This window comes from Extibacter muris (genome assembly GCF_004345005.1).
GTDB lineage: Bacteria > Bacillota > Clostridia > Lachnospirales > Lachnospiraceae > Extibacter > Extibacter muris.
The window spans coordinates 11231-26178 of the sequence record NZ_SMMX01000016.1 but is presented as its reverse complement, the minus strand read 5'-3'; the positions used below and the strand labels follow the sequence as shown (position 1 = coordinate 26178).

Here is a 14948-nt window from a genome sequence, read left to right as displayed (position 1 = left end):
TAGATTCTTAAATAGAGCTTACTTTGAGAATTATTTGTAAATACTTAAAAAAGTCTCCCTCCTTTGTTCTAAGAACGTAGCTATCAGGGAAAACTATCTTCTAGTATCGTCATTATATATGATTGATTTTGCAAACGCAAGCACTTTTTTATTTTATACTTATTTTATTGAACATCCCGCGTTTTCTATGCTATACTAAATTAGAAGGAAGTGATGAATATGAAGATTGAAAAACTCAATGACAATCAGATACGCTGTACTTTAACGCGTGCCGATCTGGCAGCCCGCCAGCTTCAATTGAGTGAGCTTGCCTATGGAACCGAGAAAGCTAAGTCACTTTTCCATGATATGATGCAACAGGCAGCCTTTGAATTTGGATTTGAGGCAGAGGATATACCTTTAATGATCGAGGCTATACCTGCTTCTTCCGATTCCATCGTGCTGATAATTACTAAAGTCGAGGATCCTGAGGAACTCGATACCCGATTTTCAAAATTTTCACCATCTCCGGGTGTTGACTGGGATTCAAAGAAAAATGAGGCCCCTGACAAACTGGATGGCGCCGAGACCCTCTTAGACCTGCTTGGCAAGGTAAAAGAGAAGATTGGCACACAGGAGGAGAGCTCCGGCGAAGATACAAAAGAAGTCCAGAAAACAAGCCTCCGCTTATTCTCATTTGCAACAATGGACAGTGTCATTCAGGCTGCACGCCTGCTTAGCGGCATGTACAACGGTTCCAACACCCTGTACAAAGACCATGGCGAAGACGTATACATTCTGGCTCTGACACAATCAGACCATAAGACGAATGATTTTAACCGCATATGTAATATGCTGTCGGAATATGGCTCTTTGGAAAAGGCTTCTGGTGCAACGCTGGCGTTTCTGGAAGAACATTGTGAGATTCTGATATCTGCCGATGCAGTACAGAAGCTTGCTGTAATTTAATAACGAAGACTACCGCCCGGCAGCTGGAAAACCAGCTGCCGGGCGGTGTCTTTTCCAAAGGGGCCATGCAATGCCACAGCTGTGCTGTTATATATAGAAAAAAGTGCACTGGGCCTGTCCCAGAGCACTTTTCATATGCGCTATCTCATTAAGCATTCAAAAACGCATTAATCTTCTCTTCTAATAAGTCTGCATCTATGCCATGAACCATAGCCGCCTCAGCCAGAGACTCTCCCTGTGCGGACGGGCAGCCAAGACAATGCATTCCGATTTCCATGAGTATTGGTGCAACATCCGGGTTGATGCTGAGAATTTCACCAATAGTCATATCTTTACTGACCTTTGCCATCATGACGCCTCCTTTTCTCTCTAAGTGTTTCCATTATATACGTAATTTATCATTGTGTAAACATTTTCCGTCAATTAATTCCTAAAATTTGACTTCTCAAATGTCAACATCTTTTTCACTTTTTTTCGACAAAATATAATTTTTATCATAACTTCACAAAACGTCTGTTCTTTTATTTGCCCTGAGTAATCCACCAAAATACTATCTTTTTATGTGGATAATGTGGATAAATTTTGAAAAACTGCACTTTTTCCACCTTTTTCACTTGTTTTGATGTGGATAACTTGGATAAGTCCTTTTTACATTATTTCCCTATTTTTTACATTTTTGTGTATATTGTACATCCAGTCGACAAAAAGTGCCATTTCCAGTAATTTCCATGTCAGAATTTATAGTTCAATCTTGTCCTCAAAAGAAAAAGCCCCTGTATGCCGCGGGGCTTTAGTTCTGCTTTCGTATCTATCTAAATTAGTCGTCTTACAGTAAGAATGGTCGTGTAAGTGGCCGGCAGGATGCCGATTCCTCTGGAACTGTTGATGGCATTTACGATCTGCCCGTCTCCCATGTAGATTCCCACATGGCCGTCATAGAGTATGATATCTCCCGGAATGGCCTGGTCATAGCTGACAGGCGTTCCGACATTTTCCATATCCCATGTCGTCCTTGGCAGGCTGACTCCGAAGTGGGCATATACAGACTGTACAAAGCCGGAACAGTCCGCGCCGTTTGTGAGGCTTGTGCCACCCCATACGTACGGATTTCCAATGAACTGGCAGGCATAATCTACGACAGCTTGTCCCGTTCCGGCTTTCGCCTGAGCCTCTTCTGCCGCCTTAGCTGCCGCTTCTTCTGCTTCCTGGGCCAGCCTTGCCTCCTCTTCCTCTTTTGATTCTGCGTAAGTAAATGCCTCCTCCGGGACCTCGGCCTCCGAGCTCTGCACCATTTCCTGGGCCTTCTGCTCTGCGTTATTTCCTATTATAATATACTCAGAGTATACATAGCCAGTAACAGAACCGGACTGAATCTTCGTCCACTCGCCCACCGGACCTATGACCTTGGCGGCATAATCAGGATATAACTTGCCTACCCACTCGCTTTCTTTTGTTGGTTCACTCCTAATATAAAGAAATGATTGAACATTGGCAAACGCCATATCTAAATACTCACCCTTACGTGTAGGTACGAGATAGTCTTCTACTTCTATATCATTTTGTGAAGTATAGCAATCATTCAGTACCTCCTCAATTCCGACACTCGGCATTATTCCTGAAGCATCCGTATCTGCAGCCGATGCTGTGACAGGAAAAGATGCCAAAGCTCCTGTAACGGTAACTAGGAACAATCCCTTTCTAAGAATAGAATCCATAAACTCCCTCCTTTATGTTTTCTTATCTTTTGTAATTGTTACAGAATTGTTACATATGTTACGGTGATATTATATCAATGCTGTCCATTAATGTCAAGGCTATTTCAGCGTGTTTTTATCGTCATATTTCTTCCTTTTTTTACCATTTATAAGCGAATATATTATTATAATTGTTACAAATTGTTACATACTCGATTTTAGAGTTGACAAATGGACTTCTCTGCTTTATGCTGGTTATAGTAATTGTTATTATTATTGAAAGGAGGATGCGTAGATGGCGAATTTGAAATACAGCAGGCAAAGGGCCTCTATCAAAGAGTATCTGGCCGGCACTGTTGAACACCCTACAGCCGATACCGTATATATGCACGTCAAAGAAGAATTTCCTAATATAAGCCTTGGTACCGTTTACCGTAATCTCAATCTACTAGCTGATATAGGCGACGCGGTTAAAATTACGACTCCTGACGGCGGCGACCGTTTTGACGGGCGGACGGAGCCTCATTACCATGTAGTATGTTGTTCATGCGGTAAAGTAGAAGATCTTGAGATGTCGTCTGAAGAAATTGCTTCTATAAATAATGCGGCAGATTCCATCTTTGATGGGAAGGTTACATCTCACACCACCCTTTTCTATGGTACCTGTAAGGACTGCCTGGAAAAAGAAAAATAAATTTGAAATTAGGATTGACAAAAGATAATATATATGCTAAATTAATATTAGTAACTATTACTAATATTAAGAAATAAAAATAACATATAAGAAAAGGAGAGATTTATCATGAAAAAATTTGTTTGTACAGTATGTGGTTATGTTCACGAGGGAGAGGCTGCACCGGCTGAATGTCCAGTCTGTCATGCACCGGCTGAGAAGTTCAAAGAGCAGACAGGTGACAGAGAATGGGCTGCTGAGCACGTAGTAGGAGTGGCAAAAGGAGTAAGCGAAGACATCCTTGCTGACTTAAGAGCTAACTTCGAGGGTGAATGTTCAGAAGTAGGCATGTATCTTGCAATGGCAAGAGTTGCTCACAGAGAAGGTTATCCGGAGATCGGTCTATACTGGGAAAAGGCTGCTTATGAAGAGGCTGAGCATGCATCTAAGTTTGCAGAACTGTTAGGCGAAGTTGTCACAGACAGCACAAAGAAGAACCTCGAAATGAGAGTGGATGCTGAGAACGGCGCAACTGCAGGTAAGTTTGACCTTGCAAAACGTGCTAAAGCTGCTAACCTGGACGCAATTCATGATACGGTTCATGAAATGGCAAGAGATGAAGCCCGTCACGGAAAGGCATTCGAAGGCTTATTGAAGAGATACTTTGGATAGGATATAATAGAGGCAACGACAGCATAATGTTGTGGAATACTAAGCAGGACGGTGAAAATCTGAGATTTCACCGTCCTCAATTTCAAAGGAGGATTTTGATATGTCAAAGTATGCAGGAACAAAAACTGAAAAGAACCTTATGGAAGCTTTTGCCGGTGAATCACAGGCGCGCAACAAATATACATACTATGCTTCCGCTGCTAGAAAAGCCGGTTTTGTCCAGATGTCCAACATTTTCTTGGAGACAGCCGACCAGGAAAAAGAGCACGCCAAATTATGGTTTAAAGAATTCCACGGAATCGGTGATGTGGAAGCAAACCTAGAAGACGCTGTTGCAGGTGAGAATTTCGAGTGGACAGACATGTACAAACGCATGGCTGAAGAAGCAAGAGAAGAAGGATTCGAGGATCTTGCGAAGAGATTCGAAGGCGTAGCCGAAGTAGAAGCTGCCCATGAGAAACGCTACGGCAAGCTGCTTGAAAGCTTCAAGGCCGGCAAGACTTTCAAGGGAGATGCTCCGCTTGGCTGGAAATGCAACAACTGTGGTTACATCTACTACGGAGAAGAAGCTCCGGAAGAATGTCCCGTCTGTGCACATCCAAGAGCACATTTTGAACGTAAAGTAGAGAACTATTAATAATATGGGGACGGAGGAAAATGAAAAAACCTCCGTCCCCAATTTATTTTCCGTTTAATTTGTCACACATTCTTTTCTCTTTTAACTAGCATCCCGCTTCGGAGCATTATCGGCCTGACGGCATTGTACAGACATGCCACAAGTACAGTTGATATGACCGCATTGACAAATGTAGTGGCCGTACTCCACTTTGCAAGCACCTCTGCCATCTTCTGCGGCTGCCCCAGAACGTACATCTTGTAAAAGTAACCAACAACCGGATCAGCAGCCACATTAAAGCCTAGTCCGGCCACAGAAGCTATGATACTCCATTTAAATACATGTTTCTTGTCGCTGCTTACATCGATTCTTCCTATCCTGTGCGCCACCAATCCTGTTATCAGGCCTATACACAGCTTCAGTACAAAAGTCTTAGGTGCTACTGTAATGTAAATCGGATCCATGATATCAGCGATGCTCATACCAATAGCTCCCGCAATGCCCCCATACCATCCTCCCAGAAGCAGCGCTCCAAGTACGCAAAATGCATTACCAATGTGTATTGATGTTGCGTCTCCACCGGGCATAGGTATCTTAATCTGCAGGTATGTGAAGGCAACATAGCATAATGCTGCCAAAATAGCCGTCTGCGCCAATTTTATAATGGTCCTGTTATTCCTGTTCATATGAAACATTCCTTTCTTAATAGTCTATACAAATAATATCATCAAATTGGATATGTCAAAATAACCAGTATTATCAAAATAGAGCAGTCCAGTAGACGGAGAAAAGAGAAGGGGACAGGGAAAAACGAGATGGGGACGGAGGAAAATGAATTTTCCTCCGTCCCCATCTCGTTTTTCCCTGTCCCTTTTATTTTCTAATTCAGGGTTGCATTTTTATTATAATGGGTATAATATACTCATATAGGATATGTAGTTTTTAAAACTACATATCGGTCTATTAATATTTTAGTTTCAGGAGGCAGTAGTATGGCAGAAGCAATCAAATCGCGCATTAAAGATCCAGGGAGCGCAATAACACATTTTATAGGTATGCTGATGGCAATCTTTGCAGCTGTACCTTTGTTGATAAAGGCGGCAAATGAGCCGAGCAGAATATATATCATATCGATTACAGTATATGCGATAAGCCTGATATTACTATATGCAGCAAGCACCATTTACCATACATTTAATAAGTCCGAAAGAGTTAATACTATTTTGAAAAAGATAGACCACATGATGATTAGCGTATTGATAGCCGGCAGCTATACCCCGATATGTCTGTTAGTATTGAAAGGGAAGCTCGGAGCTATACTCCTGTCTGTCGTATGGGGGATAGCTATCGTTGGCATCCTAATCAAAGCATTCTGGGTATATTGCCCAAAGTGGATATCATCTGTATTATACATCGGAATGGGATGGACTTGCGTACTTGCATTCACCCAGATACTGAATTCACTGTCTCCGTCCGCATTCGGCTGGCTTTTGGCAGGTGGCATCATCTATACTATAGGGGGAGTCATCTATGCACTAAAGCTTCCTATATTTAATACAAAGCACAAATATTTTGGAAGCCATGAAATATTCCACCTGTTCGTTATGGGTGGAAGCGTATGCCACTTTATACTTATGTATGTATTTATTTTATAAAGGGACAGGGGGAACTGAAATGGGGACGGAGGAAATCTAGATTTCCTCCGTCCCCATTTCAGTTCCCCCTGTCCCTTTATACCCTTCAGCTTTCTTCAGCAGCACTTCCTTTTCTTTCCGCTTCATATGTTTTATCGCATATTCTCTGCTCATAGCCTCATTTTTTGTTCCGTATTCTTCATAATATACCAGCTCCACCGGCCGCCGCATCCGGGTATATTTGCTTCCTTTTCCACAGTTATGGGCATTGAGGCGCTTTTCCAAGTCATTCGTCCACCCAGTATACAATGTACCATCCTTGCACTTTAGTATGTATGTATAATTCATAAAGCCGAATCCTCTCTCCTTATGCCTTATATTATAAGCTTTGACTTTTTGCTTGGCAACACCGGGGACACCGATATTTTAAAAAGGGACACCTTAAATCGAATTAGGGACGGAGGTTTTTTAATTTTCCTCCGTCCCCATCATCATACTTTTATTCTGCGAGGTATTCCATTGGGTTTACTGGCTGTCCGTCTTTTCTCATTTCAAAGTATACGTTGCTGCCTTCTACGCTGTAGTATTTTGTCGGCTGGCTGATATAGCCGAGCACGCTTTTAGCCTCCACGTAATCTCCTACTTTAACCGGTACTTCCTTCAGCTGTCCGTAAAAAAGTTCGTATCCGTTACCGATATCTACGTTTACTGTTGTTCCTGTCTCCGCGCTCACGTCGATGGATTTGATGATTCCCGGTGCTGCTGAGATGACCTGGTCGCCTTCTGCGCCTGATATAACCAGAGCCGGGTTGTACTTATACTGGTCAAGTGTCGAGAAATAAACTGTCTTATCCATGCTGTAGTTCATCAGGATGTTGCCGTCTACCGGCCACAGCAGCTGGCTGTCTTCTGTAAAATGTACAGATGTTCCTGATCCAGCCGTCGCCTGGGTATTCTGGTTTTCATTTGCGGCCGCTCCGTCTGCCGTATCGTCCGAGTTGTCATTTACATCTTGCTTGTCATCGTTCTCTGTCGTATTGATGACAAGATCATTGTTCGCTGTCTCGGTTGGTTCTTCCATCTTTTCCTCTTTTGTGTCATCGGTCTCTTCCGCCTGTGCGAGCTGTTGTTCCTCCTGGGTTTTCCTATAATCCCTGAATGTATATGTTCCAACTATTGCAATCGCTGCCACAAAGCATACTACTACTGCGGCGGTAGCACCTTTTCTTTTCTTTGCTGGTCTTTGCCTCTTATTCATTTTTTATCACCACCTCTGACTATATTTTTGCCAGATAGTGATATACTTATTCCGTGTCTATTAATATTTCTGCTACTTCTTTTAATTCTGTTCCTTCAAAAAATTTTTGCAGTATTTCCTTATAGTCTTTCCCCTTTTTTGCCATCTCATTGGCAGTATACTGGCTCATGCCAAGTCCGTGCCCTACTCCTCTCGTCGTTATCCTGAGCTTCCCGTTATATTTCTGCAGTGTAAAGCAGCCGGATGCAAGTCCGTATGTAGTACGGAATTCTTCTCCGCTTATGTTCTCCTGCCCTACGCGGACACTCGTAACATATCCGGCGGTGTCAAAGGCGGTCACTTCAGCATCCATATCTTCTATCGTCACCGTCTGTATCTGCTCTTCCGCTTCGATGTCAAGCGGACAGTCTACGATTTTCAGATAAGGATAATCTTCACTTCCCAGCGCCTCTTTTCCGTCACGTGTACTCCCGTTGCTGATACGGAAGAATGGAGTCACAGCCAGATTCTCTCCATACATCAGTACCTGCCCCTCGGTTTCGTTCCAAGCCCTTTTCAGCCTGTCATAATACTTGGAATATTTGCTGACTCCCCATGCATCTTCCATCTGCTTTGTCGTCCAGAACTCATCAGACAGTACCGTATCGCTGCCTGCCTCTTTTATTTTTTTGTATACATCCGTACGTACAAGCACGGCCTGGGCCTTCAACGCTTCTGCTTTATATGACACAGGAATCTCCCGCGCCAGAATACCGATACAGTATTCTTCAATCGGCATCTTAACTTCCTCTCCGGACGCTGTCTTTACTTTGACATATGTGCTGTCCACATGGGAGGTTGCCGTAATGCTTGGCCCATTTAAAAATACGGTCACCACATACGGTAATAATATTATGATGATTAGATAACATCCCCATTGTTTCAGTCTTTGCCGCATAAAAATACCCTCCCATACACTGTATGGAAGGGTATGAAGATTTATTCCCTGTTTCTTATAATAAAGAAGTAAACTGCCGTATAAAGAGGAACAAATATACCGAGCACCGCATGTGTTACTGCATAGTTCCCGTCCGTGTACCTTTCATATATCTGGCGGTTCACAAGCACGGTAAGCGTCTTCTGCACGGCCGCCGCAGCCAGGGTAAAAAGGATGAGCCCCAGGAACGCCAGCAGCATAATTCCACTCCCGAAGCCTGAAAACATATCAAAAATGGTATAGTAAGAAATATATGCATAGTCGGACAGGCGAACGATATTTGCCAGCATCCCGGCCCAGACCATCACGGTAAATATTCCGGTTATGACTCCCGATGCTATCGGTATCACAAGAAGCCATATGCCTGGATTATCCATCCTCCGCTTCTTGAATACCAACGGTCCGCATAGTTCTCCCTGATAGTAGACTCTCGCATATGGAATAAATGCAAGCCAAGGGTATCTCATCCCCCTCTTCTTACCAAGTGTATACATGCCGATTCCCTGCAATATATAGGATGCCAACGCGGCAATTCCTATAGCGCCCAGAACCAGCAGATAGATTAATATTACTATTGCCAGGCCACTTCTTTCATGCATAGTTATACCTCCACGGTCAGTTTATCGAGGTGCCAGATATCCTTTACATACTCTTCAATCGTACGGTCGGATGAAAACTTTCCACAGCTCGCCGTATTAAGAAGTGCCATCCTGGCCCATCTGTCACGGTCTCTGTATGCAGCCTCAACCTTTTCCTGCGCCTCTGCATAAGCCCTGAAGTCCTTCAGGATAAAATACATATCTGCCCTGCTGCTGCTCTTCGTATTCAAAAGCGAATTATACAGATCGCGGTACATCTCACGGTTGCCATATCCGTATGTACCATCAACCAGCTGGTCCACTACACGGCGGATTTCGTGGTCACTGTTATATATATCGACTGGGTTATAGCCCCCGTTCTGTTCATAGCTGATAACTTCATCTGAGCTCAGTCCGAAGATAAATGCATTCTCGATTCCTACCTCCTGCACTATCTCAACATTCGCACCATCCATCGTGCCAAGTGTAGGCGCACCGTTCAGCATGAACTTCATGTTGCCCGTACCCGAAGCCTCCTTGGACGCGGTTGATATCTGCTCGCTCACATCCGCCCCTGCAAATAGCAGTTCAGCATTGGACACGCGGTAATCTTCTATGAACACTACCTTGAGTTTACCGTTGATGCTGCGGTCATTATTGACAACATCCGCCACGGAGTTGATCAGCTTGATTATCTGCTTTGCACGAATATAGCCCGCAGATGCCTTGGCCCCAAATATAAATGTCCTTGGATAGAAGCTCTTTTCCGGATGCTCCTTAATCTGGTTGTACAGATACATCACATGCAGGATATTCAAAAGCTGGCGCTTATATTCATGAAGGCGCTTCACCTGTACATCAAAAATCGAACGGGGATCGATTTCTATCCCATTATGCTCCAGTATATATTGTGCCAGCCGCTCCTTATTTTTATACTTGATGCTCATGAATTCCTGAAGAGCTTCCCCGTCATCAGCCCATTCCTTAAGACCATCCATAAGTGATAAGTCGGTTATCCAGTCCTTCGTGCCGAGCTTGTCGGTCACCCAGTCCGCAAGCAGCGGATTGCCGTGCATGAGGAAACGTCTTTGTGTGATACCGTTCGTCTTATTGTTGAACTTCGACGGCATCATCTCGTAGAAGTCACGCAGCTCCTGCTTTTTGAGTATCTCCGTATGGAGTGCTGCGACACCGTTCACGGAATATCCCGCGACAATCGCAAGGTGGGCCATCTTTACCTGCCCATCCATAAGAATAGCCATTCTCTTTACCTTGCCTTCGTCTCCTGGGTACTGATGACGGATCTGTTCCACAAAGCGCCGGTCGATTTCCTGTATGATCTGGTAGACACGGGGAAGCAGCCTTGAGAACAAGTCAATCGGCCATTTCTCCAAAGCTTCTGCCATAATCGTGTGGTTCGTATATGCGCAGGTATGTGTCGTAATCTCCCATGCTTCGTTCCAGCCAAGCCCCTCCTCGTCTAGAAGGATACGCATTAATTCCGCGACAGCGACGGTCGGATGGGTATCGTTCATCTGGAATGTCACTTTCTCCGGAAGCTTATGGATATCATCATGCGTCGTCTTATACTTCGCTACCGCCTGCTGTATGCTTGCAGATATGAAGAAATACTGCTGCTTCAGTCTCAGTTCTTTACCTGCGTAATGGTTGTCATTTGGATAAAGTACTTCAACGATGTTTTTTGCAAGATTTTCCTGTTCTACCGCTTTGTGGTAGTCCCCGCGGTCAAATTCATCCAGCTGAAAGTCAACTATCGGCTCTGCATCCCAGATACGGAGCGTATTGACCATATGGTTGTTATAGCCGACAATCGGCATATCATAAGGAACCGCGCGCACAGATTCATAATGCTCCTGTACGAAATGCGTCTTTCCTACCTCGTCATATTCCACACGGATATTCCCGCCAAACCGCACTTCCCTAGCGTATTCCGGTCGTCTCAGCTCAAAAGGGTTCCCGTTTTTGAGCCAGTTATCCGGCGTCTCGATCTGATAGCCGTCCTCGATCTTCTGTTTGAACATCCCATAACGGTAACGGATTCCGCACCCGTATGCTGCATATCCAAGCGTTGCCAGGGAATCCAGGAAGCATGCCGCAAGACGTCCCAGACCTCCGTTGCCAAGAGCTGCGTCTGGTTCTTCATCTTCTATAGTATTGAGGTCAATACCCATCTCGTCCAGTGCTTCTGCCACTTCCTTATAAGCAGTCATGTTAATCAGATTATTTCCCAGCGCCCTGCCCATGAGAAATTCCATAGACATGTAATACACTATCTTCGGATCCTGCTCATTGTATGCTTTCTGTGTCGCAATCCAGTCATCTATGATGACTTCCTTAATCGCGTAAGATACTGCCTGGAACAACTGCTGAGGGGTTGCCTCCTCAACGGACTTACGGAATAAAGTCTTTACATTATTCGTAACCTCTCTCTTAAACTTTTCTTTTTCAAAAATCGGATTATACATATTTTCCCCTTTACTTCTTCTGAACACCTAATTTTACCTCTTCTCCGTTAATCTTCCAGTCTTTTACAAAACCCTCCGGAGCCGCCTTCGTCATATTCAGCGCAAGTGTCTCCTCCGCAATGACATCCGCATTGTCGGCAAATACCTTTTCTGCTTTCTCTGTACCTTCATAAGTTACTTCTATCTTATCCATCACTTCAAAATCAGCTTCTTTACGCATCGTCTGTATCTTGCTTATAATCTCACGGACAAATCCTTCTTCCAGAAGTTCCTCGGACAGATTCGTATCCAGCACTACAGTAATACCATTGTCATTTTCAGACACATAGCCTTCCGTCTGTGCGGTTTCAATCAGCAGGTCCTCACGGAATAACGTAACCTCCTGGCCATTTATATCCAGCTTCAGTGCACCTGCCGCATTCAGTTCATCCATAGCCGCATTGCCGTCCAGAGAATCGAGTGCTGATTTGATGCTTCCTAACATTTTACCATATTTTGGCCCCACTGTCTTTAGCTGAGGTTTAAAACTATAGGAAGTAAAAGCACGAACCTCTTGTGTAAATGTCATAGTTTTTACATTTAGTTCATCCGTAACGATATCCTGATAGAACATAGGAAGCTCGAAATCAGCCTTTATATACATCTGACCGATAGGCTGGCGGTTCTTGATATTGGCAGTATTGCGGCATGCACGGCCCATGACGACAAGCTTCAGCACTTTCTCCATATTGGACTCGAGCTCTGTGTCGATGCAGCTTTCGTCTGCTGCAGGGAAATCACACAAGTGTATGCTTTCCGGCGCCTCCTTATCAATGCATCTCACAAGGTTCTGATATATATCTTCTGTCATGAACGGTATCATCGGGGCAGCTGCCTTGCAGACTGTCACAAGTGCTGTATACAGTGTCATATAGGCATTGATCTTATCCTGCTCCATGCCTTTTGCCCAGAAGCGTTCCCGGCTTCTTCTGACATACCAGTTGCTCATATCATCTACAAAATCCTGCAGCGCTCTTGCAGCCTCCGGTATACGATAGTTCTCCAGGTCATTGTCTACTTCTTTAACAAGAGTATTCATCTTGGAAAGCAGCCATTTGTCCATGACTGACAGCCTGTCATAATCGAGCACATATTTTGTCGCGTCAAATTCGTCAATATTTGCATACAGCACAAAGAACGCATACGTATTCCACAATGTACCCATGAACTTGCGCTGTCCTTCCGTCACTGCTTTGCCGTGGAAACGGTTCGAAAGCCACGGGGCACTGTTCACATAGAAGTACCAGCGGATTGCATCCGCGCCGTACTTATCAAGAGCGTCAAACGGATCTACCGCATTTCCTTTTGACTTGCTCATCTTCTGTCCATTTTCATCCTGCACATGTCCAAGCACGATAACATTCTTATATGGAGCTTTATTAAATATCAACGTAGATATTGCCAGCAGAGAATAGAACCATCCTCTCGTCTGATCCACAGCCTCTGAAATGAAATCCGCCGGGAACTGCTTTTCAAATAGTTCTTTATTTTCAAATGGATAATGATGCTGCGCAAACGGCATCGCACCTGAGTCAAACCAGCAGTCGACAACCTCAGGCACGCGGCGCATCTCCTTGCCGCACTTCGGACACTTGACTGTCACTTCATCAATATATGGGCGATGGAGCTCGATATCGTCCGGACAGTTGTCGGACATAGACTTCAGCTCCTCTATGCTGCCGATAGAATGCTGATGTCCACAGCCACACTCCCAGATGTTCAAAGGAGTTCCCCAATATCGGTTACGGCTGATGCCCCAGTCCTGGACATTTTCCAGCCAGTCGCCGAAGCGGCCTTTGCCGATGCTCTCCGGAATCCAGTTGATAGTATTGTTATTGGCAATCAAGTCATCCTTTACTGCCGTCATATTGATGAACCATGATTCACGTGCGTAGTAGATGAGCGGCGAGTCACATCTCCAGCAGTGTGGATAGCTGTGTTCAAACTTAGGTGCTTCAAATAAAAGGCCCTGTTCTTCCAGATCCTTCAGCACGAGCGGATCTGCTTTCTTCACGAATACGCCGGGATACGGAGTCGTCTCGCTCATGTTGCCTTTCTCGTCCACGAGCTGAACAAACGGCATGTCGTACTTACGTCCGACTTTGGCATCATCCTCCCCAAAAGCCGGCGCTATATGGACAACGCCCGTACCGTCCGTGAGTGTTACGTATGAGTCGCAGGTGACAAAGAACGCTTTCTTATTCTGTTTCTGTGCGCATTCTGCCGCACAGGAAAAGAGCGGTTCATATTCCTTATACTCCAGATCCTGCCCTTTATACTTTTCCAGAACCTCATATGCAGTCCCGCCTTCTTCCGCAAGCTTGCCAAGCACTTTATCCAGCAGCGCCTCCGCCAGATAGTATACATAGCCGTCAGCAGCCTTGACCTTCACATAATCCTCAGCCGGGTTCACACAGAGACCGATATTGGATGGCAAGGTCCATGGCGTAGTCGTCCATGCAAGGATATACGCATCCTCGTCCTTCACTTTAAAACGAACAATCGCAGAACGTTCCTTTACATCTTTATATCCCTGTGCCACCTCTTGTGCAGACAGCGGCGTGCCGCAGCGCGGGCAGTAAGGTACAATCTTGAATCCCTTGTACAAGAGGCCCTTATCCCAGATCTTCTTCAAAGCCCACCACTCTGATTCGATAAAGTCATTGTGGTAGGTCACATATGGGTGATTCATATCAGCCCAGAAACCGACCGTACTGGAGAAGTCCTCCCACATCCTTTTATATTTCCATACGCTTTCTTTACATTTATCAATAAACGGTTCCAGACCATATTCCTCAATCTGCTCCTTTCCGTCCAGGCCGAGAAGCTTCTCCACCTCCAGCTCAACCGGCAAGCCATGAGTGTCCCATCCAGCCTTTCTCGGGACTTCATACCCCTTCATCGTACGGTATCTCGGAATCATATCCTTGATGACGCGGCTAAGCACATGGCCGATGTGAGGCTTGCCATTCGCAGTCGGAGGCCCGTCATAGAACATGTAGATATCATTACCGTCCTTCTCCTTCATGCTCTTTTCAAAAACATCGTTCTCCTTCCAGAACTTCTCAGTCGCTTTCTCCCTTTCAACAAAATTCAAATCCGTTGAAACCTTCTTATACATTCCTCTTCCTCCTTACACAACCGTCAGGGACACGGCAATTCCATGTTGGGGACGGGGTATTTCTAGAAATACCCCGTCCCAAATTAAATTCAGGGTGTCCCTTTTCATAATTTAAATTTGGGTCAAAAAAAACTTCCGCCCTGAATAGGACGAAAGCTAAAGCTTCGTTTGTAAACCACCTAAACATACTGCCATATGCCTTCCCTGTAACGGGGGAAATCCGTCGGCATCTACTGGGCTTTGCCACCTTTCG

Annotated in this window: 14 protein-coding genes; 5 read left to right on the top strand and 9 right to left on the bottom strand. The window is 44.8% G+C overall.

Annotated elements, in window-relative coordinates:
- The first annotated feature begins 219 nt into the window (after nt 1-219).
- Nucleotides 220-948, top strand: coding sequence for an adaptor protein MecA (locus E1963_RS15445; RefSeq protein ID WP_167482222.1), 729 nt, complete (start codon nt 220-222; stop codon nt 946-948).
- Nucleotides 949-1096: 148 nt separating this feature from the next.
- Here the strand turns inward: E1963_RS15445 and E1963_RS15440 are convergent, their stop codons facing one another.
- A complete protein-coding gene (locus E1963_RS15440; protein ID WP_006443542.1) occupies nt 1097-1300 on the bottom strand; it encodes a DUF1858 domain-containing protein in 204 nt (67 codons plus the stop codon).
- 460 nt (nt 1301-1760) lie between these two features.
- Nucleotides 1761-2663: a C40 family peptidase gene (locus E1963_RS15435; protein ID WP_132279849.1), complete on the bottom strand. Its 903-nt coding sequence runs from the start codon at nt 2661-2663 to the stop codon at nt 1761-1763.
- 274 nt (nt 2664-2937) lie between these two features.
- On the opposite strand from E1963_RS15435, the gene E1963_RS15430 reads away from it, so the two are divergent.
- The 3 genes from E1963_RS15430 (at nt 2938) to rbr (ending at nt 4624) form a co-directional block, all read left to right on the top strand.
- On the top strand, nt 2938-3336 hold the full coding sequence (locus tag E1963_RS15430) for a Fur family transcriptional regulator (RefSeq protein WP_132279846.1): 399 nt from the start codon (nt 2938-2940) through the stop codon (nt 3334-3336).
- Between the two features lie 108 nt (nt 3337-3444).
- Nucleotides 3445-3987 (top strand): NADH peroxidase, encoded by a 543-nt coding sequence (locus E1963_RS15425; protein WP_066581120.1) that lies wholly within the window; start codon nt 3445-3447, stop codon nt 3985-3987.
- A gap of 100 nt (nt 3988-4087) precedes the next feature.
- The gene (gene rbr / locus E1963_RS15420) at nt 4088-4624 is read left to right on the top strand and encodes a rubrerythrin (protein WP_049728429.1); all 537 of its coding nucleotides are present in this window, start codon (nt 4088-4090) and stop codon (nt 4622-4624) included.
- 62 nt (nt 4625-4686) lie between these two features.
- On the opposite strand, the gene E1963_RS15415 is transcribed toward rbr, so the two are convergent.
- On the bottom strand, nt 4687-5289 hold the full coding sequence (locus E1963_RS15415; protein ID WP_132279843.1) for an ECF transporter S component: 603 nt from the start codon (nt 5287-5289) through the stop codon (nt 4687-4689).
- Nucleotides 5290-5595: 306 nt separating this feature from the next.
- Here E1963_RS15415 and trhA point away from each other — a divergent pair, with 306 nt between their 5' ends.
- The gene (gene trhA / locus E1963_RS15410) at nt 5596-6258 is read left to right on the top strand and encodes a PAQR family membrane homeostasis protein TrhA (protein ID WP_132279840.1); all 663 of its coding nucleotides are present in this window, start codon (nt 5596-5598) and stop codon (nt 6256-6258) included.
- A 36-nt stretch (nt 6259-6294) separates the two neighbouring features.
- Here the strand turns inward: trhA and E1963_RS15405 are convergent, their stop codons facing one another.
- The 6 genes from E1963_RS15405 to ileS form a co-directional block, all read right to left on the bottom strand.
- On the bottom strand, nt 6295-6585 hold the full coding sequence (locus E1963_RS15405; protein WP_132279837.1) for a GIY-YIG nuclease family protein: 291 nt from the start codon (nt 6583-6585) through the stop codon (nt 6295-6297).
- Between the two features lie 151 nt (nt 6586-6736).
- Nucleotides 6737-7495, bottom strand: a complete 759-nt coding sequence (locus E1963_RS15400; protein ID WP_132279834.1) for a M23 family metallopeptidase — start codon at nt 7493-7495, stop codon at nt 6737-6739.
- Nucleotides 7496-7541: 46 nt separating this feature from the next.
- Complete coding sequence (locus tag E1963_RS15395) at nt 7542-8432, bottom strand: SpoIID/LytB domain-containing protein (RefSeq protein ID WP_132279831.1); 891 nt, start codon at nt 8430-8432, stop codon at nt 7542-7544.
- Between the two features lie 41 nt (nt 8433-8473).
- The gene (locus E1963_RS15390; protein WP_132279828.1) at nt 8474-9070 is read right to left on the bottom strand and encodes a hypothetical protein; all 597 of its coding nucleotides are present in this window, start codon (nt 9068-9070) and stop codon (nt 8474-8476) included.
- A gap of 2 nt (nt 9071-9072) precedes the next feature.
- A complete protein-coding gene (locus E1963_RS15385; protein ID WP_132279958.1) occupies nt 9073-11535 on the bottom strand; it encodes a glycogen/starch/alpha-glucan phosphorylase in 2463 nt (820 codons plus the stop codon).
- Between the two features lie 10 nt (nt 11536-11545).
- Entirely contained in the window at nt 11546-14695 is a 3150-nt protein-coding gene (ileS, locus tag E1963_RS15380) for an isoleucine--tRNA ligase (RefSeq protein WP_132279825.1), read from the bottom strand.
- Nucleotides 14696-14948 lie beyond the last annotated feature (253 nt).

What these genes read in the sequence shown, in the direction of transcription:
- E1963_RS15445 (WP_167482222.1), top strand. Translation starts at nt 220, where the DNA reads ATGAAGATTGAAAAACTCAATGACAATCAGATACGCTGTACTTTAACG.
- E1963_RS15390 (WP_132279828.1), bottom strand. Translation starts at nt 9,070, where the DNA reads ATGCATGAAAGAAGTGGCCTGGCAATAGTAATATTAATCTATCTGCTG.
- E1963_RS15440 (WP_006443542.1), bottom strand. Translation starts at nt 1,300, where the DNA reads ATGATGGCAAAGGTCAGTAAAGATATGACTATTGGTGAAATTCTCAGC.
- E1963_RS15400 (WP_132279834.1), bottom strand. Translation starts at nt 7,495, where the DNA reads ATGAATAAGAGGCAAAGACCAGCAAAGAAAAGAAAAGGTGCTACCGCC.
- E1963_RS15385 (WP_132279958.1), bottom strand. Translation starts at nt 11,535, where the DNA reads ATGTATAATCCGATTTTTGAAAAAGAAAAGTTTAAGAGAGAGGTTACG.
- ileS (WP_132279825.1), bottom strand. Translation starts at nt 14,695, where the DNA reads ATGTATAAGAAGGTTTCAACGGATTTGAATTTTGTTGAAAGGGAGAAA.
- E1963_RS15405 (WP_132279837.1), bottom strand. Translation starts at nt 6,585, where the DNA reads ATGAATTATACATACATACTAAAGTGCAAGGATGGTACATTGTATACT.
- E1963_RS15425 (WP_066581120.1), top strand. Translation starts at nt 3,445, where the DNA reads ATGAAAAAATTTGTTTGTACAGTATGTGGTTATGTTCACGAGGGAGAG.
- E1963_RS15430 (WP_132279846.1), top strand. Translation starts at nt 2,938, where the DNA reads ATGGCGAATTTGAAATACAGCAGGCAAAGGGCCTCTATCAAAGAGTAT.
- E1963_RS15415 (WP_132279843.1), bottom strand. Translation starts at nt 5,289, where the DNA reads ATGAACAGGAATAACAGGACCATTATAAAATTGGCGCAGACGGCTATT.
- rbr (WP_049728429.1), top strand. Translation starts at nt 4,088, where the DNA reads ATGTCAAAGTATGCAGGAACAAAAACTGAAAAGAACCTTATGGAAGCT.
- trhA (WP_132279840.1), top strand. Translation starts at nt 5,596, where the DNA reads ATGGCAGAAGCAATCAAATCGCGCATTAAAGATCCAGGGAGCGCAATA.
- E1963_RS15395 (WP_132279831.1), bottom strand. Translation starts at nt 8,432, where the DNA reads ATGCGGCAAAGACTGAAACAATGGGGATGTTATCTAATCATCATAATA.
- E1963_RS15435 (WP_132279849.1), bottom strand. Translation starts at nt 2,663, where the DNA reads ATGGATTCTATTCTTAGAAAGGGATTGTTCCTAGTTACCGTTACAGGA.